This window comes from Phytoactinopolyspora halotolerans, from assembly GCF_010550675.1.
In the GTDB taxonomy this organism is placed as follows: Bacteria; Actinomycetota; Actinomycetes; order Jiangellales; family Jiangellaceae; genus Phytoactinopolyspora; species Phytoactinopolyspora halotolerans.
This window is the reverse complement of sequence record NZ_JAAGOA010000006.1, coordinates 55,746-80,550: the sequence shown is the minus strand read 5'-3', so window position 1 is coordinate 80,550 and position 24,805 is coordinate 55,746. Positions and strand designations below refer to the sequence as shown.

The following is a 24,805-nucleotide window of genomic DNA, read 5'->3' as shown; positions in this document are numbered from 1 at the left end:
ATTCCCATGATCATCAACCGTCGGCCGGATCATGACGGGTCTGAGAAGTTGATGGTCGGCGGATGAATCACTGGTCGAGCAGCTGGCCGAGCTCCTCCACGAGCCTCCGGATCGGGTCGTACGCGGACGAGTCCACCGGCACCAGATCCTCGATGTTGTAGAGCTCGTTCAGCACCTCCCGACCCTCGTCCGTGTCGGCGATGTCGACGAGCGCGTCGGTGATCGCCTGTTTCAGATCCTCTGGCAGGTCACCGGCGACCGCGAAACCGTCGTTCGGAATCGGCGGCGACCACGCGAAGACGACCACCTGCTCGCCCACGTCCGCGGCCTGATCCACCACGTCCCCGCGGGCGTCGTTGAACGACACCCCGACCTCGGCGTCACCCCGGTACACCGCGAGCACCGCGTTGTCGTGCCCGCCCGCGAAGATCGCCTCCACGCCGTTCTCCGGATCGATGCCCGCCTCGAAGAGCTGCAGCGACGGGACGAGATGTCCGGACGCGGAACCCTGGTCGACGAACGCCACCGATGTCCCGGCGACCTCGGAGATCGCCTCCTCGCCGATCGGGCCGTCGCCTGGCCCGGTCGCATCCTCGACACCGTTGCAGAACAGGAACCCGTCCACGTCGACCGGATCGTTCTGGCAATACGTGTCCGGATTGTTGGTGAACCACTGGGTGACGTATTGAACATCTCCGAACCGCTCGGACTGCAGGATCAGCTCCGCCCCGGCCTGGTTCTCCGCCTGGACCATCTGCTGCGGTCCCAGGCCGCCGGCGATGCTGGCCTGCCCCGCTTCCAGCGCGACGATGACGCCGGCATAGTCGGTCGCCACGAACGGCTGCACGTCCACCCCGAGCCGCTCGGCGAGCATCTCGGCGAGCGGCCCGGCATCCTCCACCAGTTGTTGTGCCTCGCTGGACGGGGTGAACACCAACGTCAGCTCGTCCGGCCAGCCTTCCCGGGCGCCGTCGTCGTCACCGCCGGTCGCGGCATCGGCTCCGCCGTCACCGTTGCCGCCGCCGTCCGGCTCGCCGTCGTCGTCACCGCCGCCGCAGGCGGCGACCAGCGCCGCCACCGCGACCGCGGCAAGCCACTTCCCCACCTTCACGGCCGTACCTCCCCTCACCGTCCGGACCGGGCCCGGACCGATATGCGCCACGCTGCTCACACGTCCACAAGGCCACCCTGGACGTGGTCTACCCGTTTCACGCTGTCACTGTCAGCGAGACACGCGATGGTATCGCCGTCACGCCGGCTCCAGCCACCACGGGCTGCTGTACGCCACGCCCCAATCGTTGCACGGGTGTCCTTCCGGACCGGGTGCGTCGTTCGGCCGGTCCGGGTCAGAGACCCGCAGTACCACCCAGTCACCGTCCGCGACGTCGAGCGACACGGTGAACCGGGTGAGCCCGCCGGTACGGGCCGGTATGACGTCGGCCACCTCGGGAATGTCCGTGCCGGGCCGCAACACCTGGATCAGCAACGGCTTGCCGTCCCACTGCGGGCCACGATCCAGATCCACGGCGAACCGCACATCGCGGCGGGCCACGTCAAGCGTGCCGCCCATATGCACGTCGTCGGCGGTCGCATCGAACCGCAGGCCGGAGACCCGGGTGGCAAAGAACCGGCGCGCCCGCATCGCGGCCAGGACACCCGCGCGGGTGTTCTCCGTGACCCAGAGGCCGCTACGTCCTTTGCCCTCGTGGAATCCCCAGTCGTCGCCATGCTCGTCCGTGACGCCGGTCAGACCGGTGCGCCAGCCCGCATTCAAGCATGTGACCAGCGGTGACGGCGTGCCGTCGGACCAGCCACGGAAGAGGTAGTCATCGCGCCGGTTGAAGATCTCCATGCTGACCATCTGGTCCAGCGCCTTCGGTTGAAGGGCGAACTCGGAGAACCGTCGCGGCTCGCGTCCGGGATGGTTGAACCCGGCCACACCGGCCGCACCGCCCCTTCGGTGGCCGAACAACCCCCATCTCTCACTGGTGAGCCAGTCGTAGAACCGGTCCATCGCGAACGCGTCCAGCACATCGGTGAAATCCTCGGTGAACCACACGTTCGCGTGTCCCAGCAGTGGATGGGACCATTCGAAGCCACGGATCGCGGTGTAGGAACCGGGATCGTCCGCGGCGTCGGCCAGCTTCTCCACCAGCTCGAAGTCACGCGGGCTGATGCCGGTGATCTCGCTGGCGCCGGGCGGCAGCAGCGGGTCGAGGATACCCAGCAATCCCGCGGACAGGGTGGCGTGATCGGTCAGCGCCGCCACATCCAGACCGGCCTCGCGCATCGAGGCGAACGCCTGCTCCGGATCGCCATCCCCGTCCGACAGCACCGTGTGATTGTGCAAGTCGGCATGGACCAGCGTGGTCCGCCGCTGCAGCCGAGACGCTCGGGCCGCCCCGGGCAACGGCACGCTCTGCGGTGTGCCGACCGCTGCCGGCCGCGTCGTCGACGCCGCCGCTGTGCCCGGCGCCGCGGCGACCATCAATAAACCGCCGGTGACGGCCAGCAGGTTCCGCCGCGACATCGATCCGGATCCAGCGTCGTGAGCGCGAGCCGCGTGGTCCGCGTGGTCCGCGCGGTCCGCGCGGCCCGCTCGGCTTCCGCGCGCACCGTCGCCGTCCGGCTGATCGTGGCGATGCTGATGACTCATGCCTCCAGTGCATCGCGTCGCGTCGGGCGGCACCAGACGCCGGCGCGACGGTTGGGCGAACACTAGCCGTCATCCAGATGGCGGGAGCGCAGCCGCGCTCCGCCCAGGACCCACGCGAACCTTCCAGCGGACCGCGCCGAGCGGTAACATCGGCAGCTGTCTGCTGAAGGACGGCTAGGGTTCCGCGGCCGCCGTGGCGGCCGGACCGGTCCGAGCGCCGTAGAACGTCGACGTGTCGCCGGCGCCCGCAGCACGTCCCCGGGGCGTGCACCGCAGACTCAAGGAGGGCGAGCGGCTCGCGACCCGCACCTTACTAGGACAAAAGCCTCGAGGGGAGACGCGGACGCCACGATGGCGCGCCCGTTCCCGCACGAAAGGTCGAGGCATTGCCCACAGGCCACCCTGTCGACGCCCGCCCACCGGCACACACCAGAGCGATCCTGCTGGCATTCCTGGTCACATCGCTCTGGTCCAGCTCCTGGGTGTTGATCAAGATCGGGCTGGACGACATTCCGCCGCTGACGTTCGCCGGTCTGCGCTACGCCGGCGCCTTCCTCTGCCTGCTGCCGTTGGCGTTGCGCCGCCCGCACCTGGACCGGCTCGGGCGGCTCGGCCCCGGGCACTGGCCGCTGCTCATCGCACTCGGCCTGGTGATGTACACCGTCACCCAGGGCGCGCAATTCCTCGCTCTGGACAGACTCCCGGCCGCGACGGTCAGCTTGCTACTCAGTTTCTCCCCCGCCGTGGTCGCGCTGCTCGGCACCGCGTTCCTCGCTGAGCGTACGCGGCCGGCACAGTGGGCGGGGATCGGCGTATACCTGATCGGCGCCGCCGTCTTCCTCTATCCGACCGGGTTCGCCCAGCACCAGCTCGCGGGGCTCGCCATCGCGGCGCTGGGGCTGCTGGCCAACGCGAGCGCGGCGGTGCTCGGCCGTGCGGCGAACCGCACGGGCACACCAGGACCGCTGGTGGTGACCACGGTCAGCATGGGCGCCGGAGCGGCGGTGCTCCTGGCGGTCGGCCTGATGACACAGGGTCTGCCGGCGCTGCCGGTCACCGGCTGGGTCATCGTCGGGTGGCTGGCCGTGGTCAATACGGCGGTCGCCTTCACAATGTGGAACCTGACCCTGCGCACGCTCTCCGCAACCGAGTCCAGCGTGATCAACAACACCATGCTGATCCAGGTCGCTGTGCTGGCGTGGGTCTTCCTGGGCGAGTCGCTGGAGCTCCGGCAAGTCTGCGGCCTGGCCGTCGCGTCCCTCGGTGTCCTCGTCGTTCAGCTCTGCCGCGGCAGAGCGTCGAGGATCTGTTGAACCGGGACCGAACCGGGCCGTCCGCGCTCGCGCGCCACGCTGTTCGCCAACCGGCGCACCGCCTCATTGGCCGGTGTGGGTACCCCGTGTATCCGCCCGAGCAGAACGATCTCGCCGTTCAGATAGTCCGCCTCGATCGCCCCCGTGCCACGGTGCAGGCTCTGCCAGGACGACCCGCCGGTACGGGTCTGCCCCGCGACCGGACGCACCTGCAGCAGATCACCACGGCGCGCGGTCTCCTCGGCTTCGGATGCGACGTCGATCCCGGCCGCCTGCAGGCACGCCAGTCCTTCGGCGCGGATCCGCTCCACCAGCGGCCGGGCCTCCTCCCCGGTTCCGCACAAGGCCTGCACGGCATTGGTGAGATTCATCATCAGCTTGCGGTACTTCCACCGCATGATGTCCTCGCGGACCTCGGATACGAACGACGCCTTGCGGAACGCGGCCGCCACCTGCTCTGCGGTGTCGTCCGCACCGTGCGGGTACCGCCCGATGTCGAGCAGACCCGGGATCGGCGTCGATTGGCTCTGCACCACCCCAGGCTCGGTGTGGGTCGCCGGAAACATCACGCACACGCCGTAAACGTGCTCGAACGACCGCAGGGCCATCCGCTCGTTCTCCACGCCGTTCTGCAGGCAGACGATCGCGGTCGCGGGATCGGCGGAGTCGCGCAGCGCAGCCAGCGCCGCGCCCGTATCCTGCGTCTTCATGGCGAGTATGACAACGTCGCCGGCGGCGATACCGACGTCGTCCGGAGCGGCCACGGCGGGGACCGGCACAGTCTCGGTGCCGTCCGGCGAATCCACCCGGAGCCCGTTCCGGCGGATCGCCTCCAGGTGCGGCCCGCGCGCGATCACGGTCGCGTCGAAGCCCGCCGAGAACAGCCGGGCGCCCAGCACGCCGCCGATCGCACCGGCGCCATAGATCACGTATCGCATGGTCCGTACGGTATCCATGGAGCCGGCGGGCTCAACCGCCGTGTGCCGGATCACACAGCCGCGATCGAGCGTGCGCGGCCCGATGAATTGTCCGCGCACCCCTGCTGCGACGTAGCATCGGGATATGACTTCGTTGCCTACAGCCGAGCAGGTGCATACGGCGCTCGAGGGCGTCAAGGACCCCGAGATCAAGCGGCCCATCACCGAGCTCGGCATGGTGAAGTCCGTGGACGTCGGCGACGACGGACGGGTCCGTGTCGAGGTGTACCTGACCGTCGCCGGATGTCCGCTGCGGGACACGATCACCCGGGACGTGACCGCCGCGGTCCAGGCGCTGGACGGCGTGACCGCGGTCGACGTGGCGCTCGACGTCATGTCCGAGGAGCAGCGCAAGGCCCTGTCCGAGCAACTACGCGGGGGCCGGCCGCAGCGCGAGATCCCGTTCAACCAGCCCGGTTCGCTGACCCGCGTCTACGCTGTCGCCTCCGGCAAGGGCGGCGTCGGCAAGTCCTCGATCACGGCCAACCTGGCCGCGGCGATGGCCGTCGACGGCGTCCGGGTCGGGCTGGTGGACGCGGACATCTACGGTCACTCCGCACCGCGCATGCTCGGCGTCGAAGGCTCGCGGCCCACCGTCGTCGACGACATGATCATGCCGATACCGGCGCACGACGTGAAGCTCATCTCCACCGAGATGTTCAAGCAGGACCGGGACACCCCCGTCGCCTGGCGCGGGCCGATGCTGCACCGCGCGCTCCAGCAGTTCCTCACCGACGTCTACTGGGGGGACCTGGACGTCCTGCTGCTCGATCTGCCGCCCGGCACCGGGGATGTCGCGATCTCGCTAGCGCAGCTCATGCCCAACGCGGAGATCGTCGTGGTGACCACGCCCCAGCTGGCCGCGGCGGAGGTGGCCGAGCGGGCCGGCTCGATCGCCATCCAGACCCACCAGCAGGTCGCCGGCGTCATCGAGAACATGTCGTACCTGCCCTGCCCGCACTGCGGCCCGGAGCACCGGCTGGAGCTGTTCGGTTCGGGCGGCGGTCAGCAGGTCGCCGATGGCTTGGGTCGCCGGCTGGGCGCACGGATTCCGCTGCTCGGTGAGGTTCCGCTGGACATCGGGCTGCGGGAGAGCGGCGACGCCGGTATCCCGTTCGTGCTCAAGGAGCCGGATGCACCCGCGTCCACGGCGCTGCGTGACGCCGCGCGGCGGCTGTCCCATCGGGAGCGTGGTCTGGCCGGGATGTCGCTGAACCTGAGCCCGGCCGGCTGAGCGGCGCCGTCGCACGTCACGAACCTGAGCCCGCCCGACTGAGCGGGGGCCCTCCCAGCCCTCGAAGCGTGATCAGCCTCGAAGCGTGATCAGCCTCGAAGCGTGATCGGGCCAGCGGGGAGGGTCAGGTGGCGTCCGGGTCGAATCGCGCGCCGGTCGGCGATGACAGCGGCTTGATCTCGACCGCCGGCGTACCCGCCGAGCTGCCGTTGGCGCCGCCGCCGGTACTGCCGTTACTGGTACTGCCGTTGGTCGTGCGAGCGGACGACGTGCCGGCCTTGCTCGCAGTCCCAGTCTTGCTCGCCGCACCGCTCTTGCTCGCGGAGGAGCCCGCGATCGCCTTGCGGTTGCGCGCCGCGCCGGTCACCGCCTTGCCCTTGCGACCGTTGGACAGCTCCAGCTCGTCACCGACCTCCTTGATCTCGTCCAGGCCGATGGAGTCCAGGTCGACGCCGTCGAGAACCTTCTGCCGGATGAACGACTTCGGGTTGCGCAGGTCGGACAGGGTCTTCAGATCTTCCTCATCGAGACCGAGGTCGCCGACGCTGTCGGACAGGTCACGACGCGCGTTCGCCACCATCTTGCGCAGGTCTTTGACGAACGCCGCCGCCTGCTTGATCATGTCCGGCAACCGGTCCGGCCCGAAAACGAGCAGGGCTATGACCAGAATGACCGCGATCTCCGGAATACTGATGCCGCTCACCTCGCCCGCTTGTGCCGTCCTTCAAGGGTACGTCCGTGGTCAACCCACCTGGGACCCGAGGGTGACTTCTATCTCCTGCGAGCTGTCTCCGCGCTCGATGGTCAGCGTCACCTGCTCGCCCGGCTCGTGCGAACGCAACATGACGATCAGCTCGGCCGCGTTGCGGATACGCTCGCCGTTCAGCTCCGTGATGACGTCCCCGGGCCGGACGCCTGCTCGCTCGGCGGGTCCGTCCGGGGTGATGCCGGGCTCGTCGCCGCCGTCGGCCACCCGTGCACCCGGGCCCTGGTGGGTGTTGTCCAGCAACGCGCCCATGATCGGGTAGACCGCCTCGCCGTCGGTGATCAGCTGTTCCGCGGTGCGGCTGGCCTGATCGATCGGGATCGCGAAGCCGAGTCCGATGCTTCCGGCGTCCGCGCCGAGGCCGAGCGTGGCGATCGCCGAGTTCACCCCGATCACCCGGCCGTCCGTGTCGACCAGCGGACCACCGGAATTACCTGGGTTGATCGCCGCATCCGTCTGCAGCGCGTTGATGTAGGACTGCGTGTCGGCTTGGCTGCCGGCCGTCACCGGCCGGTCCAGCGCCGAGATGATGCCGCTGGTCACGGTGCTGTCCAAACCCAGCGGGCTGCCGATCGCGATCACCGGGTCGCCCACCTCGACCGCGGCCGAGTCTCCGATCACGACGGGTTCCAGGTCATCCGCCTCGACATGCAACACGGCCAGGTCGTAACTCGGGCTGGCACCCACGATCTCGGCCTCGAGTCGGCGCCCGTCGAACAGCTCGACGTTGATGCTGCCGCCGTCTACGTCGGCTCCGGAGGCCACCACGTGGTGGTTCGTGAGCACGTAGCCGTCCGTGGAGATGACGAACCCGGAGCCGCCGCCGTCGGCCGAGGTGATCGAGACGACACTGGGAAGCACGGCAGCGGCGACGCTGCCCGTGGAGTTGTCCGGTAGCTCTCCCACCGTCGCCGGATCCGCGCCGATGACCGTGACGGTGTTCGCCGACCCGGGTGTGCTCCGGTCGAGTTGCGCCCCCACGATCCCACCGAGCGCACCGGCGAGCAAGACCGCCACGACGAACAGCACGGCGATCGGCGCCCGACGGCTCATCCGTCGATCCGGGTGCCGAGAGACGTGACCCGGATGGTCGGTGGCCGACACAGGGCCGCCGGCGACGTGCTCCGGCCGCAGGATCGACACCGTCTGAGGATGCAGCAGCCCGGGACGGACCCACTCACGCTCTACGGCACCGTGGCCGCGGTCGGCAGAGACGGTCCGCGCGGGCCCGGCCGCCGTCCGGACCGTCCACTCGCCGCCTGCCCACGGGTCGACACGGGAAGAACGGCCCGTCGCCGTACCGTCCGACGCCGACGCACCGTCGATCGGGATCCAACCGCCCATCACAGAGAGCAATCATAAGCGCGATACGACCGCGCGGCATTCCTCTGCTCGCCCGATGGAACGCCGTCCCCGGCCCCTCGTTGCGACCTCACCCGAACGCCTCGGCGGGGAGGTCACCCGAACGGGTTGAGCCACGAGCCGACCTTCTTCGCGCCGCGCCCGATCCGGGAGATCACGTCGCCTTCGTGCTCCTCATCGAGCTCGGCGGCATCCGGCGGCAACGCACGCAGGACATCCTCGATCACCTCGGAGGGCGCATCCGCGACGACGGTGACCACCCTGCCCTGCGAGGACCACACAAAGGTCGCAGGCGGACCCGGTCTCGTGTAGACCACGCCCTCACCCACCTGATTGGACGTGTAGCCGCTCATCTGCGCCGGATCGAGGTGACCGGATTGCTCGAAGACGGATGCGGTCATGACACCGTCGGAGTAACTCAGCTGGATGGCGCCGCCGATCTCCCGCGCCTCGTACAGCACCAGGCTCTCGCCGAGGCTCTCCAGGCAGTGGAAACCCTCCTGCCGGAGCCGCTCGATGTCCTCCCACTGCAGCGCCGTCTTCTCCGGCGACGGCGCATCCTGAGACGAGGTCTGCTCCGCTGCCAGCGTCGCCTCGGCCTCGTGGTCGACGCTGCTGCGCATGCAACACGGCGGGACGGAGACGATCGAGACGTCGACGAAGGCGCTCGCGCTGAGCAGCCGGCCGTCCGGCAGAAACGCCTCCCGCCGCAGCCTGAGCGCCGTCTCCTGGTCGAGCCACCAGCGGGCGGCCACGGAACCGTCCGCATGCCGCGCTTCGACGACGTCCGTGCGGCGCCCGGCGACCTGCGCCTCGCCGACCAGCCGGATGTCGTAGCTGCGCACCAGCAGGTCCACCGAGCCCTCGTCCTCGGCCAGCCACGATGTACCGGTCTGGCTGGTGAGGATCTCCGCCTGGGCGTCCTGTACCCCGATCTCGGTGCGTCCGCCCGCCCGGTGCCGCACCTGCACCACGGCGCTCGACGACGAACCCGACTTGGTCAGTGCCGACCAGGCAGACACGTACTGCGTCCCCTGGTACGAGACCCTGGTCGACGCCGTCGCGGAGCGGTTGAGCAACTCCACCGCATCGCGGTCGTCCGTGCCCGCGAGGCTGTCCGGGGCCGCCGAGGCCGCGGGCGGCACCAGGAACACCAACGCCCCGATCAGCACGGGCACGGCCACCAACGCGACCTGCTTCAGCGTTCCGGCGCCGCGCAACACTGGAGCGCCACCGAGGGCTGCGGCGGCACAGCTGGATTGACCGTCGTTCACCTGCCGTCCTCTGAGATCCGCACACTGGTCTGCACCGGCCACGGCCCGGCGTCCGCCGTTCCGGGCAGCAGGCTCGACGCGCCGTTTCCGGACGACGGGTCGGTACCGGACGAGCCCGCCGGGTTGTCCTCCCAGCCGCTCATCGCGGGAGCGAGGATGGAAGCGGGTTCGGCGAACGAGATCGAACCGGTGGACCGGGCGTACTCGAGCGTGAACTCGTCCATCGGCGGGACCACGGCCGACGGGGTCTCCTGGAGACCGGTGTTTCCCGGTGCCCCCAACGACGCCAGCATCACCAGCAGCGCACCGGTGGAGACCATCCCACCGGCCACCATCCGTACGCCGCGGCGGTGCCGGTCGACGAACTTCCCGCGCAGATGCTGGTGCTCGGCCGACGTCGGCGTGCTGGTCCGCAGCGCCGTGCCGGCGGCCGCGCCGGGGCTCGGGCCCCAGGAGGCGACGCTCGCGGTGTGCTCCGCGTGCGCGCGCTCTGACGGCAGCGGCCCGCCCGGCTCCGCCAGACGCATCAGCTTGTCGGTCAACGATGCCGGGACGTCGACGTCGCCCAGCGAGGTCAACGCACCCTTGGCGTACCGCTCCATCTCGACCGACTCGCGGCACTGCGCGCAGACGGCGAGATGCGCCAGGACCCGGTCGCGTTCGTCGTGATCGAGACGGTCATCGACCAGGTCGCTGACTCGGTCATCGAGGTGTTTCATGCCGGCTCCCCTGAGCCGCTGGGTTCGGCCGGGCCGCCCGTGCCGCCGGTGCTGTTCTCCAGCGCGCGGGCGTCGTCCGGAGCGCGATGCTCCAGCGCGGCGCGCAGCTGCGCCCGGCCGCGGTGAATCCTGCTCCGCACGGTGCCCAGCTTGATCCCCAACGTCGCAGCGATTTCCTCGTACGAAAGTCCTTCGATGTCACACAGCACGACGGCCACCCGGAACTCGGGCGGCATCGCGTCGAGCGCAGCCTGGATGTCCGCGTCCAGCATCCGGTCGGTGAGCACGTGTTCCGGCGTCGGCTCGCGGCCGTGCAGACGCTCCGCGGCGTCATCGGCCAGCGCGTCGAACCGGATACGCTGTTTGCGCCGGACCGTGTCGAGGAACAGGTTGGTCGTGATCCGATGCAACCAACCCTCGAACGTCCCCGGCGTGTACGACGACAGCGACCGGAACACGCGCACGAAGACATCCTGAGTGAGGTCTTCGGCGTCATGGGCGTTGCCGGTGAGCCGGTAGGCGAGCCGGTACACCCGCGTGGAGTGCTGGCTCACGATCTCTTCCCAGCTGGGTGGCGTCCAAGCCTCCGCATCCGACACCGGCATTCCTCCCTCGGCCAAGCGCACAGGGGCGACGTGTAACGACATGGTGACTCATCGCCCCCTCTTCTGGCTAATCGGCGCCGTTGGTATGAACACACAACGCACACACCGCGCCGAAGGTTCCACCGGCCACCATCGACCCACTAGGCTTCGGCCTGGACATGTGTGCGCATGACGCGGCGCACGCCGGAGCATCGTGGGAGGCCGTCATCGAGACCCAAGGCATCGACCCGCCAACGGCGAGTTCGTGGGTGCACGCCGAGGCCTACGTCGAGGACGATCCGGTGATCGTTCAGGCTCGGCTCCGGTCGAATGAGGTCGGCGTCACACCGATCGGGCGCGGCGGCGGATCGGCGCTCCGTCTGTTGACCGCCGCCATCGACGCACGTGCGGTGGTCGAGATCGGCACCGGCACCGGCGTCTCCGGCCTCTACATGCTGCGCAGCATGCGCACCGACGGCGTGTTGACCACCGTGGACATCGAGTCCGAGCACCAACGCCTGGCACGCGAGGCGTTCGGTGAGGCCGGCATCTCGACGAATCGCACCCGGCTGATCCCGGGAGCGGCGCTCGAGGTGCTGCCCCGGCTCACCGACGGCGCGTACGATCTCGTGTTCTGCGACGCGGACAAGTCCGAATACGTCGAGTACCTGCGCGAGGCGCTCCGCCTGTTGCGACCCGGCGGTCTGGTGGTCTTCGACAACGCGCTGTGGCACAACCGGGTCGCGGATCCGGCTCAGCGCGATCCGGACACGGTGGCGATCCGGGAGGTCGGCGAGGCCATCCGCGACGACACGCAGCTGACGTCCACGCTGTTGCCGGTCGGCGATGGACTGCTGGTGGCGTACAAGAACCGCTGACGCCGCGCCGTCACTCGACGACGGTGCCCTTGCCGACCGCGGTGATGCCACCGGCGGTGACGGTGAAGCCACGTGCGCGGTCGGCTTCCTTGTCCACGCCGACCGTGGCCCCGTCCCGCACCACGACGTCCTTGTCCAGGATCGCGTCCCGGATGGTCGCCCGGGCGCCGACGCGCACCCGGTCCAGCACGACCGCGCGGGAGACGGCCGCACCCTCCATGATGAACGTGCCGGGCGACAGCACCGAGTGGTCCACCAGGCAACCGGAGAGGATGCTTCCGGGCGCGACGATGGACTCGCGGGCATGCCCGCCCTCCACGAACTTGGCTCCGGGGAGCTGCGGGTGGCTGGTGAGGATCGGCCACTCGTCGTTGTAGAGATTGAAGATCGGCACCACCGAGACCAGATCCATGTGCGACTCGTGGTAGGCGTCGAGCGTGCCGACGTCGCGCCAGTACCCGCGGTCGCGATCGGTGCTGCCGGGGACGTCGTTGCCGGCGAAGTCGTAGACCGCCGCAGCGCCCTTGGCGACCATCATCGGGATGATGTTGCCGCCCATGTCATGCGACGACGACGGATCGTCCGCGTCGACACGCAACGCCTCGATCAGCGCGTCGGCGGTGAACACGTAGTTCCCCATCGAGGCGAAGCAGCTCTTCGGATCGTCCGGCAGACCGGGCGGGTCCGCCGGCTTCTCCAGGAACGCGTCGATCTTGTGCCCGTCCGAGGTATGGATGATGCCGAACGCGCTGGCGCCCTCGCGGGGCACCCGGATGCCCGCCACGGTGGCGTCCATTCCGCTGGCGATGTGCGCCTCGAGCATCTGCCGCGGGTCCATCCGGTATACGTGGTCCGCACCGAAGACGATCACGTGGTCCGGACGCTCGTCGTGGATCAGGTTGACCGACTGGTGGATGGCGTCCGCACTGCCTTGGTACCAGCGCGGGCCGAGGCGCTGCTGAGCCGGCACCGGCGTGACGTACTGGCCGAGAATGGTGCTCATCCGCCAGGTCACGGAGATGTGCCGGTCGAGCGAGTGGGACTTGTACTGCGTCAGCACGCAGATGCGGTCGATCTCGCCGTTGACCAGGTTGGACAGGACGAAGTCGATGAGCCGGTAACTGCCCCCGAACGGCACCGCCGGTTTGGCTCGGTCCGCCGTCAGCGGCATCAAACGCTTTCCCTCGCCGCCGGCGAGGACGATCCCCAGAACGTGCGACCGCTTCGACATACCGGCACTCTACGAGCTTCGGCGCCGGAACGCACCAGCCCGGGCACGAGCGCATTCACACCCCTTGCCGAGGCACGCCCCGACCTCTAAATGATCATGTGAAGTGGGTTTTCTCGTGCCTCAATAGGTCTGCAGGCATGGTAGTGCTGGAGAAGACCTACTTCACATGATCATTTAGGGCGGGGCTGCGCGTCGGTGTACGCCGGACCGTGGACGGTACGCTGCCGCCTATGCGCGTTGGTGTCCTCACCCGGGAGTACCCGCCGTACGTCTACGGCGGCGCCGGTGTCCATGTCGACTTCCTCGTCCGCCACCTCCGGCAGCAGCCGGGCGTCGACGTCGAGGTGCATGCCCTGGGTGAGCCACGGGACGGCGCACACACCTACGCCGAAGACGATCCCCGCCTCGATCCCGCCAGGATCAGCGCCGGTTCCGGCCCGGCCACGGAGCACCGGCCCGATCTGGAGAAGGAGCTCTCCGCGCTGCGGGTACTCAGCGCGGACATCGCGATGGCGGGCGCGCTCGGCGGTCAGGACGTCGTGCATTCGCACACTTGGTACGCGAACGCGGCCGGTCGGCTCGCCCAACTGCTGTACGGCGCCGCACACGTCGTCACCGCGCATTCGCTGGAGCCGCTGCGGCCCTGGAAAGCCGAGCAGCTGGGCGGCGGCTACCGGCTGTCCAGCTGGATCGAACGCAGCGCGTACGAGGCGGCGGACGCCGTCGTCGCGGTCAGCGAGGGGATGCGCGCCGACGTCTGCACCGCCTATCCCGGCATCGACCCCGGCCGCGTGCACGTGATCCGGAACGGCATCGACACCGACTTCTACCGCCCGGTGGAGGAGACCGACGTGCTCGAACGGCTCGGCGTCGATCTGTCCAGGCCGTACGTGACGTTCGTCGGCCGGATCACCCGGCAGAAGGGCGTCCCGCACCTGCTGCGGGCCGCGCTGTCGCTGCCGCCCGAGACGCAGCTGGTCCTGCTCGCCGGCGCGGCGGACACGCCCGAACTCGCCCGCGAGACCGACGGCCTGGTCGAACGTCTCCGGGCTGAACGGACCGGCGTCGTCCTGGTCAGCGAGATGCTGCCGCGGGAGGAACTGCGGCAGGTGCTCTCGCACGCCCGGGTCTTCTGCTGCCCGTCGGTGTACGAGCCGCTCGGCATCGTCAATCTGGAGGCGATGGCCTGCCGGACGGCCGTCGTCGCCAGCGACGTCGGCGGCATCCCGGAGGTGGTGGCGGACGGTGAGACCGGCCTCCTGGTCCACTACGACCGGGACGATCCGCGAGCCTTCGAGGCGGGCCTGGCCGACGCGATCACCCGGCTGGTCGAGGACGCGGGCACGGCCGACGCCATGGGGCGAGCGGGACGTGCCCGCGCCGAGGCGGAGTTCGGCTGGGACGCGGTGGCGGAGCAGACCGTCGAGGTGTACCGCTCCGTACTCGCCGGGCGGTGACGCGGCCGGATCAGCACGGAGCAGCGGCCGCTACTGCAGTTCACGCTGCCGCGGAATGGGGCCTACCCGGACACGCTGCTGGTGCGTGTACACGTTCATCCCGCCGCCACGGACGAACCCCAGCAGGGTCAGTCCGCATTCCTCGGCCAGGTCCACGGCGAGGCTCGACGGAGCCGACACGGCGGCGATCACCGGGATACCCGCCGCCGCGGCCTTGTGCACCAGCTCGAACGACGCCCGCCCGCTGACCTGCAGCACATGCCCGGTCAGCGGCAGCCGCCGATCGCGGAGCGCGGCGCCCACCACCTTGTCCACCGCATTGTGCCGGCCGACGTCCTCGCGCACCTCGATGCACCGTCCGCCCGCGGTGAACAATCCGGCCGCGTGCAGACCGCCGGTGCGATCGAACACCTTCTGCTCCGAACGCAACGCGTCCGGTAGAACCGACAGCACACCCACGTCGAACTGGGTGTCGTCTTCGCTGACCGGCCACCGCAACGCGGTGCGTACCGCCTCCACGCTGTCCGCCCCGCAGACCCCGCAGGCGCTGCTGCTCACAAAGGCACGTGGCCGCGGCGGCGTGGCATCCGGGGCCAGCACCACTTCGACCGTGTTGTCCTCGTCGGGGCACATCCGCATCGTCACGATGTCGCCCGGTGCGGCGACGGCGCCCTCGCTCACCAGCCATCCCGCGACCAGATCGAAATCCTGCCCAGGCGTACGCATGGTCAGCGTGAGCACCTCACCGCCGACACGCACCAGCAACGGTTCTTCGACGGCCAGCGTGTCGGGCCGCCGCGCAGCCCTGCCCGCTCGCAGCCGCAGTACCGGCTGCCGTGTGGTCATCCGCCCCATGGACCCACCCTTCGCCTCGCTCTGACATGCTCCGCCCACACACGTTGCCCTCTACTCTGCGACCCGGGTCCGGCACAGGTCATGAACGGTCCCGGAAGGCGCGGCGCACCGCACGCCGCCGACCGACACGTTCACGCACTGGCTCAGCAGCCCCGGCAGCCGAGATCACACCGGTTCTCCTGGCCGAACCATCAACGCGGGTTCTCCTGGCCGATCCATCAGATCGACGACGTTCGGCTGTGCTGGTCGCGCGATGCTCGGCATCGTCTCCTCCTCCGCCTGGCGTACGAGGCGTTGCCTCGCGGGTCTGAGGCGATGCCCCGGAGATGAGGAGCATCGCGTCGCCTTCCCTTGATCATCTTGCCATGCGATCGCTGTGCGCGTGACTATATGCGGCTCCCTCACCAGTTTGGCGCGTTTTCGGAGAACCCGCACAAAAAAGGTTCAGTACCACCCACTTCCGGCATATCGAAGGACAGTGGAAAAACCATGTGACAAGCCTTAGCGTCGGACTATGACGAAGGGCGCACCCGATCATGACTACGACGACTCGGGCCTGCACGTACGCCCGCCCAAGGGCAGCGCCGCGGGGTTGCCGGGTGTGGTGCACGGCCTGAAGGACGTCGTCGACCAGGCCGGCGTCCGTCGCGGGGTTCGAACCCTGCGCGTGCTGAACAAGCCCGGCGGCTTCGACTGCCCCGGCTGCGCGTGGCCGGAACCCGAGACGCCACACCTGGCCGAGTTCTGCGAGAACGGCGCCAAAGCAGTCGCCGAGGAGGCGACACTCCGACGGGTGGACGCAGGGTTCTTCGCCGCACATTCCATCGGTCAGCTGGCGACCAAGTCGGACTACTGGCTCGGCCAGCAGGGCCGGCTCACCGCGCCGATGTTCCGCGACACGGATGCGGATCATTACCGGCCGATCAGCTGGGACGGCGCCTTCGACGTGATCGCGGAGGAACTCGCCGGGATGGACTCGCCGGACCGGGCGGCCTTCTACACCTCCGGCCGCACCAGCAACGAGGCCGCCTTTCTCTACCAGCTCTTCGCCCGCAAACTCGGCACCAACAACCTTCCGGACTGCTCCAACATGTGCCACGAGTCGTCCGGCGCCGCACTGAACGAGACCATCGGCATCGGCAAGGGCAGCGTCACCCTGGCCGACATCACCGACCACGCCGAGCTGATCGTCGTCGTGGGCCAGAACCCGGGCACCAACCATCCGCGCATGCTGACCGCGCTGGAGACGGCCAAGCGGCGCGGGGCGCGGATCGTCGCCATCAATCCGTTGCCGGAGGCGGGCCTGCGCACCTTCAAGAACCCGCAGACCGTCCGCGGTGTCGTCGGTGCGGGGACGCCGCTGGCCGACCTGTTCCTGCCGATCCGGGTCGGCGGCGACCTGGCGTTCTTCCAGGCGGTCAACCGAGCCCTGATGGAGGCCGACGAACGCACCGGCGACGTCGTCGACCATGCGTTCATCGACCAGTTCACCAGCGGCCTGTCCGAGGCGGCCGAGGTGTGGCGGAAACTGGACCCGGCCGAGGTCGCCGCCGCCACCGGGCTCACGTCGCGCCAGATCGATTCGTTCGTGGACGAGGTGATCTCCGCGCGCAGCGTCGTGGTCTGCTGGGCCATGGGACTCACCCAGCACAAGAAGTCCGTTCCCACCATCCGGGAGATCGTCAACTTCCTGCTCCTGCGCGGCAACATCGGCCGGCCGGGGGCGGGAGCGTGCCCAGTGCGGGGTCACAGCAACGTGCAGGGCGACCGGACCATGGGAATCTGGGAGAAGATGCCGGAGGCGTTTCTGGACCGCCTCGCCGCCGAGTTCGGATTCCAGCCGCCCCGGCGGCACGGCTACGACACGGTGGACACGATCCGGGCGATGGTGGACGGACGGATCCGGGTGTTCATGGCTCTGGGCGGCAATTTCGCCGCCGCTACGCCGGACAGCGAGCGCACCGCCGACGCTTTGCGCTCGGTCCCGCTGACCGTGCACGTCTCCACCAAGCTGAACCGTTCGCATGTGGTGCCCGGACGGCGCTCACTCATCCTGCCGTGCCTGGGACGCACCGAGCGTGACATGCAGGCCGGGCGTGCGCAGTTCGTCACCGTCGAAGACTCGATGAGCATGGTGCATGCGTCCAGCGGCAACCTCCGCCCAGCCTCCGCCGAGCTGCGCAGTGAGGTCGCGATCATCGCCCGCCTGGCCCGGCGCGTGCTCGGCGGTGACGACGCCACGCCGTGGGAGGAGTTCGCGGCGGACTACAGCCGGATCCGGGAGCGCATCTCCCGGGTGGTGCCCGGCTTCGAGGATTTCGAACGACGCATCGCCCACCCAGGCGGATTCGTCCTTCCGCACCCGCCGCGGGACGAGCGCCGGTTCCCTACCTCGGACGGGCATGCCCGGTTCACGGCGAACGAACTCGACGTGATCTCGGTGCCGGACGGGCGGCTGCTGCTACAGACCATCCGGTCCCACGACCAGTTCAACACCACCATCTACGGCTTGGACGACCGGTACCGCGGCGTGTACGCCGGCCGTCGCGTCGTCTTCGTCAACGCCGACGATCTGGCCACCCTCGGCATCGCCGACGGTGCACCGGTCGACCTGGTCAGCGAATGGCCGGACGGCGAACGTCGCGCGCCGGCGTTCCGGGTGGTGGCCTATCCCACCGCCCGTGGGTGCGCGGCCGCGTATTACCCGGAGACCAATGCGCTGGTGCCACTGGACCACACGGCGGAGATCAGCAACACACCCGCGTCGAAGTCGCTGATCGTCCGGCTCGAGCAGACCGCCGCCACCACGGCGTCGCCGTGATCGTCCGGCTCGAGCAGACCGATGATCACCGGCTCAACCGCCGATGATCACGGGCCGGGGCTCATGCATAGGACTCGAGGTATCTGAGCAGGGCGCGGACGCCGAACGCGGTGCCGCCCTTGACCAGTTCGGCGGAGTCCTTGTCCGCGCGGCCGGCCCCCGCGATGTCCAGGTGCGCCCACGGCACCTCCCGTACGAACCGTTCCAGGAACAGCGCGGCCGTGATCGATCCGCCACCACGCCGCGAGCGATCGATGTTCGCCACGTCGGCTACCGGCGATTCCAGCGTCTGGCGGTACTCCTCGACCAGCGGCATCCGCCACATCCGCTCTCCGGCACTCTCCCCCGCGTCCGTCAGCGCCCGCGCCAGCGCGTCGTCGTTGGCGAACAGGGCGGCGTGGGTCCGGCCGAGCCCCTGCGTGGCGTGCCCGGTCAGCGTCGCGACATCGACGACGGCGGTCGGCTCCAGCTCCGCCACCGCATAGGCCATCGCGTCCGCCAGGACCAGGCGGCCTTCGGCGTCGGTGTTGAGCACCTCGACCGTCGTGCCGTCGTACTGCCGGATGACATCTCCCGGGCGCTGTGCCGACGCACCCGGCATGTTCTCCGCCGCCGCCACCAGACCGGTCACGCGCACGCCGACGTTCAGTTCCCGCACCGCGGACAGCACACCGAGTACCACGGCGGCGCCCGACATGTCGGTCTTCATCTGCGCCATCGACGTGCGCGGCTTCAGCGAAAGACCGCCGGTGTCGAACGTGATGCCCTTGCCGACGATGACGACGTGCGGCGTCCGTGCACCGGCATCGGCCGGTTCATAGCGCAATGCCACCAGCCGAGGCGGCCGGGACGAACCCATGCCGACCGCGACCAGGCCGCCGAACCCCTCGGCGGCGAGCTTCTTCTCGTCCCGGACGTGCACGTCCAGCTGCGCCGCACGGGCCACGTCCCGGGCGCGCTCGGCCAGCCAGGCCGGGTCCTTGACGTTGGACGGCATGTGCACCAGTTCACGCGCGAACCATGCGGCGCGCGCCACGGCCACGGCCGAACCGGCCACCGGCTCCCGGTCATCGCCCTCTCCCGCCAGCACCAGCGTGTGCAGCGGCAGCTCGGCCGGCTTGACCGGCGCGCCGCGTTCGAGGTTCAGACCGAACGTCGCCAGCACCACACCTTCGATGAAGGCGCGCATCCCCTCGTCGCCGGAGGCCGTCGTGACGGTGCTGGCCAATCTGTCGACGCCGCGGACCTTGCGGGCCAGGGCAGCGCCCGCCTTGCGGTGCGCCCGCGCCGACCCGTCGCCGAGACCGACCAGCACGACACGCTCCACGTCGACCTCACCGTCGACGCTGCCGGCGCCTCGGCCCTCGCTGAGCACCGGCATGGAGACCACCTCGCCGGCCTTGCCGGTGGCGCGCTCACGTTCGAGCAGTGCCAGCAGGTCGATGCCGAGGGCGTCCATGACCTCCGCACCACCGGGGCCGATCCACGGGCTCGACGCACCGTCGCCAGGTGTGTCGTCCAGAGTCCCAGCCGTCTCGACGTCCGCGCCGGTGTCCGTGCCCGCGACGCCCTCCTCGACGTCGCTCTCGCCGGCCTCGTCCGCCGTCGCCGCTTCGGCCGAACTGGGCCATACCGGCAGGGCCAGCACACCGGCGTCCACGTCCAGGATGCCCCGGACATCGGTCACCACAGCGGTGGGCTTGACCCGGTTCTCGTCCAACACGAACTCTCTCCATCCACACACTGCGCTCATCCGGGTGGCACGCCGGACGACGGCTCGGCCGGCGGCACCGGCCTCGTTGCCGACACTCTAAAGCCCCGTCCGATGCCGACTGACATCGGACGGGGCGCAGAGTATCTATGTCAGCAGCATGCGGGCCGACGTTGGACCGTCATGCCCGTCAGCCGGTGACGTCCTTCAGCGCATCGCTGAGCGCGTGAGCCTCGTCCAGCGAGATCTCGACGACGAGACGTCCACCACCTTCGAGGGGGACGCGCATGATGATTCCGCGCCCTTCCTTCGTGACCTCAAGTGGCCCGTCGCCAGTCCGCGGCTTCATCGCCGCCATCCGCGCACTCCTTCCTCATCAGGCATGCACGACGCCCTCTGACTGGTCCAGAAGGCGATACCTGTGCACGTCACGAACCGTCACATTATCCCGCATGGAACGGCGACACGGGGAGTCAGCCGAGATCTGATGTGGAAAACCTCGCCACAACGGGGAACCGGGCAGCGCTCGGGTGCCGATTCGATCACCGCATGGAGTGCCGTACACTCGTTCGAAGATCGACGTCGTCGCGGCCGTTTCGATGACGATGTCGGGACCGATCGGCCGAGGAGGAGGCGCCGGAACGGATGAGCCGGGAAGCAGCACACGGGCCTGACGGCACCCCGCGTTGCCCGTGGGCGTTGGGGTCGGCGGACTACATCGTCTATCACGACTCCGAGTGGGGCAGACCGGTGCACGGAGACGTCGCCCTGTACGAGCGGCTGACCCTGGAAGGGTTCCAGTCCGGTCTGTCATGGCTGACCATTCTCCGCAAGCGCGATGGGTTCCGGCGGGCGTTCGCCGGCTTCGAGCCGTCCGTAGTGGCGGAGTACGACGAGTCAGACGTCGCCCGGCTGCTGGACGACACCGCCATCGTGCGTAACCGGGCCAAGGTCAACGCGGCGATCACCAACGCACGGGCGCTGAGCAGGCTGCGGGAGGAGGAGGGCGACGGCGCGTTGGACCGCTTGATCTGGTCGTTCGCCCCGGACGACGACGGCCGTCCCGCACCGCGGACGCTCGACGACGTCCCCGCTCTCACGCCCGAGTCGACCGCACTGGCCCGGGCCCTGAAGCGGCGCGGATTCGTGTTCGTCGGGCCGACCACGGCGTATGCCACCATGCAAGCGGCCGGGCTGGTCAACGATCACCTGGCCGGATGTGCCCACCGTTAGCCGAGTTCAGATCCCCGGCGTCCCTGGCGTGCCCGGTGTTCCCGGTGGCCTCCGAGTCTCCGGTGTTCCCGGTGTTCCCGGTGTCCACGGCGGACGCGGCTGGCGGGGCGCGGCGGCCGCCAACCGGTCCAGCTGCTCCCTGAGTTCGGCGATGTGCCGGTCTCGCTGGGCGAGTTCCGTGGCGAGGCGGTCCAGCACGACCTCGACCTGGTCCATCCGGTAGCCACGCACCGCAACCGAGAACCGCAGCTCATCGAGATCTTCGGCGTGCAGCGCATCCGGGCTCAGCTCCGGCCCCGCCACCGCCGGAGGCTCGGCCTCCATCAGGTCGCCTCGCCCCAACGTGACCGCCACGACCGCGAAGAGCACCGCGGCCGCGACGATGACGAAGACGACGTACATAATGCTGATCGTGCCATGTGACGCCTCCGTCCTGCGGCTCGGGTCGGCGACCTTCAGCCCCGGAACCTTCGCCGTCATGGCGATCGTGAACCGCACCCCGGACTCCTTCTACGACAAGGGCGCCACGTTCGAGTTCGACCGAGCGTGGCGCCGGGTCGAGCAGGTGATCTCCGAAGGCGCGGACATCATCGATATCGGCGGGGTGAAGGCGGGGGTCGGGCCGCCGGTCAGCGAAGCCGAGGAGATCGATCGCACCGCCGGACTGGTCGCCGAGATCCACCGCCAGCTTCCGCAGGCCGTGATCAGCGTCGACACCTACCGCGCCGGAGTGGCGGATGTGCTGTGCGAGTCCGGTGCACACCTGATCAACGACGCCTGGGCCGCCGCCGATCCGGACCTCGCCGCCGTCGCCGCGCGGCATGGCGCCGGACTGGTCTGCAGCCATACGGGCGGGCACGCTCCCCGTACCGATCCACACGGCGTGACCTACGACGACGTCATGGCGGACGTGATCGCGGGCACCACCGGCCTGGCGCGGCACGCCGTCGAACTCGGTGTCCGTCCGGACGGCATCGTCGTCGATCCCACCCACGACTTCGGCAAGAACACCTACCACTCGCTGGAGGTCAGCCGACGGCTGGGCGAGCTGATCGACACCGGTTGGCCGGTGCTGGTCAGCCTCTCCCGCAAGGACTTCGTCGGAGAGACGCTCGACCTCCCGGTGGCGGAGCGGCTGAACGGCACGCTGGCCGCCACCGCCGTCGCCGCGTGGCAGGGCGCCCGGGTGTTCCGCGCGCACGACGTCGCGGCCACCCGTCAGGTACTGGACATGGTGGCCGCGATCAAGGGAGACCTGCCGCCCCGCGCACCGTCGCGAGGACTGATCTGACTCACGAGGCCGCTCTCCCCCGCGGACGCGACATGCGACGATATCCGTTCTGGCCGCCCTGCGGACAAATCCGGATCTTGGACGGTAGGTCGCTCGACGTGGTTCGGTGATCGCTCTCCAGACGGACCGGACATGTGAGGCGGAACGCAATGACCACCACAAGACGAACGAATGTCAACACAACGACGCGGGACGGAGGCCGGTGGAGCAGGCGCGGACTGCTCGGCGCCGTCGCCGGAGCCGGTCTGGCCGGCAGCACCTTCCCGACCATCGCCGGCGCTGGACGGGAGGAACCGCGGCGTGCTAACACCCAGCCCGAACGTCGTCGTCCCGGCAGAGCCGGTGTGACGCTGCGTTGGTGGGGCAACAACAGCTGGGAGATCCGGATCCGTGTGCCCGACCAGGACGATGGGGGCGACGACGAATCGGCGACCCGGACGATCCTGATCGACCCCTGGGTGACCCGCTTCGAGACCGGGACCTACGCACCCGGCGGCGCGAACCCGGACACCCCGATCACGGTCGACAAGGAGCTGATCGACCGCTACGTCGACAGCGGCGAGCTGCGAGCGGACCACATTCTCGTCACCCACGGACACTACGACCATCTGACCGACGTCCCATACCTCGCCGAGCGAACGGGCGCGACGGTGATCGGGACCGAGACGCACGTGAACCTGATGCGGGCGCTCGGCGCTCCCACCGACCAGCTGTCCGTCGCAACCGGCGGTGAGTATCTGAGCTTCGACGGGTACACGATCCGGGTGCTGCGCTCGCTGCATTCCGCGACGGGGCCGCGGGCTCGCGTCGCCTATCCGGGCACTCGGCCGGCAGCGCCGCCGGAGACGCCCGCCGTCATCAAGGACCTGGTCGAGGGAGGAACACTCGCATACCTGGTGACCGCCGACTCCGGGTTCTCGGTGATCGACTTCGGTGGATCGAACTACATCGAGTCAGAGCTCGCTGATGTGCAGCCGGACGTCGCGCTGGTGCCGCCGGGCGGTGCGTCGGTCCACGAGTACGTGCCCCGGCTGCTGTCCGCGCTGGGGAAGCCGCGATACGTCGTACCGACCCACTGGGACGATTTCGACTACCCCTTGGACGAGCCGGCGAAAGACTGGGGTGGCCTGGATACGCTCCGGCAGGCGGTGGCCGAGGCGAGTCCACGGACCAGGTTCCTCGTCCTCGACCACCTGCAGAGCCACGTGTGGTAGCGGTCGCGTCCGCGTACTGGCTCCGGGCGGATCAGCCCTCGTCCGGAGCCAGCCAGGCACGCATCCGATTCTCGCACTCCACGATCTCCGTGATGTTCACCCGCTCGTCGTCGGCGTGCGCCAGCTGCGGATCTCCCGGTCCGAAGTTGACGGCGGGAACGCCGAGACCGGCGAAGCGGGCCACGTCGGTCCAGCCTTCCTTCGCCCGCACCTCCCCACCGGCCGCCGCGACGAACTCCCGCGCGGCCGGCCGGTCCAAGCCCGGGCGGGCGGCGGGGGCGCTGTCCGCCAAGTCCACGTCCCAGCCACGGAACACCTCGCAGACGTGGTCGAACGCGGCCTGCTCGGTCTTGTCCGGCGCGAACCGATAGTTCACGGCGATCACACACCGGTCCGGGATGACGTTGCCGGCGATGCCGCCCTCGATCGCCACCGCGTTCAGCCCTTCGCGGTAGACGAGCCCGTCCACCTCCACCTTTGCCGGCTGGTAGGCGCCCAGCCGCTCGAGCACCGGAGCCGCGTCGTGGATCGCGTTACTCCCCATCCACCAGCGTGCGCTGTGCGCGGCCGTGCCCCGGACCGTAACCCGAGCGCGGAGCGTTCCGTTGCATCCGCCCTCGACCATCGCCGAGGTCGGCTCCATCAGCACCGCGAAGTCGCCCTCCAGCAGCTCAGGACGGGTCCGGCTGATCCGGCCCAGCCCGTTCCGCTCCGCCTCGACCTCTTCGTTGTCGTAGAAGATGTAGGTCACCGGCCGAACCGGCGACGCGATCTGCGCCGCGAGCCGGAGCATGACGGCGACGCCGCCCTTCATGTCCACGGTGCCGCGACCCCAGAGCACGTCGCCGTCTCGCTTGGTGGGAAGGTTCCCGGCGATCGGCACCGTGTCCAAATGGCCGGCGACGACGACCCGGCCGACGCGGCCCTCGCCGGCGCGAGCGACCACGGCGTCGCCGTCCCGATCGACGCTGAGGTGCGGATGGGCACGCAGCGCCTGCTCGACGGCATCGGCGAGCGGGCGTTCGGCACCGCTGACCGAGGCGATATCGCAGATCGCGGCGGTCAACTCCGGAGCGGGCTGGTTCAGATCGAGTCCTGTGTCCACGCCCGCCACCTTAGGACTACTCCGGCGCTGACGCCGGACCGCTGCGCCGCACACACCGCAGCCAAGGCTTTCCAGAATGCCGCAGAATGCGACGTGACCTGCACGTACACGGCGTCCGGTTTGG

Annotated in this window: 22 protein-coding genes; 8 read left to right on the top strand and 14 right to left on the bottom strand. The window is 69.5% G+C overall.

Going from position 1 to position 24,805, the window contains the following annotated elements; translation table 11 throughout:
* Positions 1-67: 67 nt before the first annotated feature.
* Positions 68-1,111, bottom strand: a complete 1,044-nt coding sequence (locus tag G1H10_RS10270; RefSeq protein ID WP_216853115.1) for a phosphate/phosphite/phosphonate ABC transporter substrate-binding protein — start codon at positions 1,109-1,111, stop codon at positions 68-70.
* 138 nt (positions 1,112-1,249) lie between these two features.
* Positions 1,250-2,656 carry a CehA/McbA family metallohydrolase gene (locus G1H10_RS10265; protein ID WP_216853114.1) on the bottom strand — a complete coding sequence of 469 codons (1,407 nt, stop codon included), beginning with the start codon at positions 2,654-2,656 and terminating at the stop codon, positions 1,250-1,252.
* Positions 2,657-3,042: 386 nt separating this feature from the next.
* Between G1H10_RS10265 and G1H10_RS10260 the strand changes: the two genes are divergently transcribed.
* The gene (locus tag G1H10_RS10260) at positions 3,043-3,969 is read left to right on the top strand and encodes a DMT family transporter (protein WP_163736495.1); all 927 of its coding nucleotides are present in this window, start codon (positions 3,043-3,045) and stop codon (positions 3,967-3,969) included.
* Here G1H10_RS10260 and G1H10_RS10255 read toward each other — a convergent pair.
* The gene (locus G1H10_RS10255; protein WP_163736491.1) at positions 3,933-4,907 is read right to left on the bottom strand and encodes a ketopantoate reductase family protein; all 975 of its coding nucleotides are present in this window, start codon (positions 4,905-4,907) and stop codon (positions 3,933-3,935) included. The genes G1H10_RS10260 and G1H10_RS10255 overlap by 37 nt on opposite strands.
* 124 nt (positions 4,908-5,031) lie before the next feature.
* Here G1H10_RS10255 and G1H10_RS10250 point away from each other — a divergent pair, with 124 nt between their 5' ends.
* On the top strand, positions 5,032-6,180 hold the full coding sequence (locus G1H10_RS10250) for an Mrp/NBP35 family ATP-binding protein (protein WP_163736488.1): 1,149 nt from the start codon (positions 5,032-5,034) through the stop codon (positions 6,178-6,180).
* A gap of 124 nt (positions 6,181-6,304) precedes the next feature.
* Here the strand turns inward: G1H10_RS10250 and G1H10_RS10245 are convergent, their stop codons facing one another.
* The 5 genes from G1H10_RS10245 to sigE all read right to left on the bottom strand — a co-directional run bounded on the left by G1H10_RS10245 (position 6,305) and on the right by sigE (position 10,948).
* Positions 6,305-6,883: a twin-arginine translocase TatA/TatE family subunit gene (locus G1H10_RS10245; RefSeq protein ID WP_163736485.1), complete on the bottom strand. Its 579-nt coding sequence runs from the start codon at positions 6,881-6,883 to the stop codon at positions 6,305-6,307.
* Between the two features lie 39 nt (positions 6,884-6,922).
* Positions 6,923-8,290 carry a S1C family serine protease gene (locus G1H10_RS10240; protein WP_216853113.1) on the bottom strand — a complete coding sequence of 456 codons (1,368 nt, stop codon included), beginning with the start codon at positions 8,288-8,290 and terminating at the stop codon, positions 6,923-6,925.
* A gap of 113 nt (positions 8,291-8,403) precedes the next feature.
* A complete protein-coding gene (locus G1H10_RS10235) occupies positions 8,404-9,582 on the bottom strand; it encodes a sigma-E factor regulatory protein RseB domain-containing protein (protein ID WP_163736481.1) in 1,179 nt (392 codons plus the stop codon).
* Positions 9,579-10,301, bottom strand: a complete 723-nt coding sequence (locus tag G1H10_RS10230; protein WP_163736478.1) for an anti-sigma factor family protein — start codon at positions 10,299-10,301, stop codon at positions 9,579-9,581. The genes G1H10_RS10235 and G1H10_RS10230 overlap by 4 nt, the downstream gene beginning before the upstream one ends.
* Positions 10,298-10,948 carry an RNA polymerase sigma factor SigE gene (sigE, locus tag G1H10_RS10225; RefSeq protein WP_163736475.1) on the bottom strand — a complete coding sequence of 217 codons (651 nt, stop codon included), beginning with the start codon at positions 10,946-10,948 and terminating at the stop codon, positions 10,298-10,300. Before sigE ends, G1H10_RS10230 begins: the two co-directional genes overlap by 4 nt.
* A 116-nt stretch (positions 10,949-11,064) precedes the next feature.
* Between sigE and G1H10_RS10220 the strand changes: the two genes are divergently transcribed.
* Entirely contained in the window at positions 11,065-11,763 is a 699-nt protein-coding gene (locus G1H10_RS10220) for an O-methyltransferase (RefSeq protein WP_163736472.1), read from the top strand.
* Positions 11,764-11,773: 10 nt separating this feature from the next.
* Here the strand turns inward: G1H10_RS10220 and glgC are convergent, their stop codons facing one another.
* The gene (glgC, locus tag G1H10_RS10215) at positions 11,774-12,994 is read right to left on the bottom strand and encodes a glucose-1-phosphate adenylyltransferase (protein ID WP_163736468.1); all 1,221 of its coding nucleotides are present in this window, start codon (positions 12,992-12,994) and stop codon (positions 11,774-11,776) included.
* A gap of 230 nt (positions 12,995-13,224) precedes the next feature.
* Here glgC and glgA point away from each other — a divergent pair, with 230 nt between their 5' ends.
* Positions 13,225-14,451 (top strand): glycogen synthase, encoded by a 1,227-nt coding sequence (gene glgA / locus G1H10_RS10210; protein ID WP_163736465.1) that lies wholly within the window; start codon positions 13,225-13,227, stop codon positions 14,449-14,451.
* A gap of 30 nt (positions 14,452-14,481) precedes the next feature.
* Here glgA and fdhD read toward each other — a convergent pair whose 3' ends face one another.
* Complete coding sequence (gene fdhD / locus G1H10_RS10205) at positions 14,482-15,306, bottom strand: formate dehydrogenase accessory sulfurtransferase FdhD (RefSeq protein WP_174264245.1); 825 nt, start codon at positions 15,304-15,306, stop codon at positions 14,482-14,484.
* Positions 15,307-15,820: 514 nt separating this feature from the next.
* Here fdhD and G1H10_RS10200 point away from each other — a divergent pair.
* Positions 15,821-18,127, top strand: coding sequence for an FdhF/YdeP family oxidoreductase (locus G1H10_RS10200; protein WP_163736460.1), 2,307 nt, complete (start codon positions 15,821-15,823; stop codon positions 18,125-18,127).
* Between the two features lie 61 nt (positions 18,128-18,188).
* On the opposite strand, the gene G1H10_RS10195 is transcribed toward G1H10_RS10200, so the two are convergent.
* Positions 18,189-19,850: a leucyl aminopeptidase gene (locus G1H10_RS10195; RefSeq protein WP_216853112.1), complete on the bottom strand. Its 1,662-nt coding sequence runs from the start codon at positions 19,848-19,850 to the stop codon at positions 18,189-18,191.
* Positions 19,851-20,028: 178 nt separating this feature from the next.
* Positions 20,029-20,196 carry a DUF3117 domain-containing protein gene (locus tag G1H10_RS10190; protein ID WP_129667163.1) on the bottom strand — a complete coding sequence of 56 codons (168 nt, stop codon included), beginning with the start codon at positions 20,194-20,196 and terminating at the stop codon, positions 20,029-20,031.
* 287 nt (positions 20,197-20,483) lie between these two features.
* On the opposite strand from G1H10_RS10190, the gene G1H10_RS10185 reads away from it, so the two are divergent.
* Positions 20,484-21,071 carry a DNA-3-methyladenine glycosylase I gene (locus tag G1H10_RS10185; RefSeq protein ID WP_163736457.1) on the top strand — a complete coding sequence of 196 codons (588 nt, stop codon included), beginning with the start codon at positions 20,484-20,486 and terminating at the stop codon, positions 21,069-21,071.
* A gap of 6 nt (positions 21,072-21,077) precedes the next feature.
* Here G1H10_RS10185 and G1H10_RS34490 read toward each other — a convergent pair whose 3' ends face one another.
* Positions 21,078-21,569 (bottom strand): DivIVA domain-containing protein, encoded by a 492-nt coding sequence (locus tag G1H10_RS34490; RefSeq protein WP_216853111.1) that lies wholly within the window; start codon positions 21,567-21,569, stop codon positions 21,078-21,080.
* Here G1H10_RS34490 and folP point away from each other — a divergent pair.
* Positions 21,475-22,362 (top strand): dihydropteroate synthase, encoded by an 888-nt coding sequence (folP, locus tag G1H10_RS10175; protein ID WP_163736454.1) that lies wholly within the window; start codon positions 21,475-21,477, stop codon positions 22,360-22,362. The genes G1H10_RS34490 and folP overlap by 95 nt on opposite strands.
* Positions 22,363-22,511: 149 nt before the next feature.
* Positions 22,512-23,576 (top strand): MBL fold metallo-hydrolase, encoded by a 1,065-nt coding sequence (locus tag G1H10_RS10170; protein ID WP_163736451.1) that lies wholly within the window; start codon positions 22,512-22,514, stop codon positions 23,574-23,576.
* A 31-nt stretch (positions 23,577-23,607) separates the two neighbouring features.
* On the opposite strand, the gene dapE is transcribed toward G1H10_RS10170, so the two are convergent.
* Complete coding sequence (dapE, locus tag G1H10_RS10165) at positions 23,608-24,681, bottom strand: succinyl-diaminopimelate desuccinylase (protein WP_163736447.1); 1,074 nt, start codon at positions 24,679-24,681, stop codon at positions 23,608-23,610.
* Positions 24,682-24,805 lie beyond the last annotated feature (124 nt).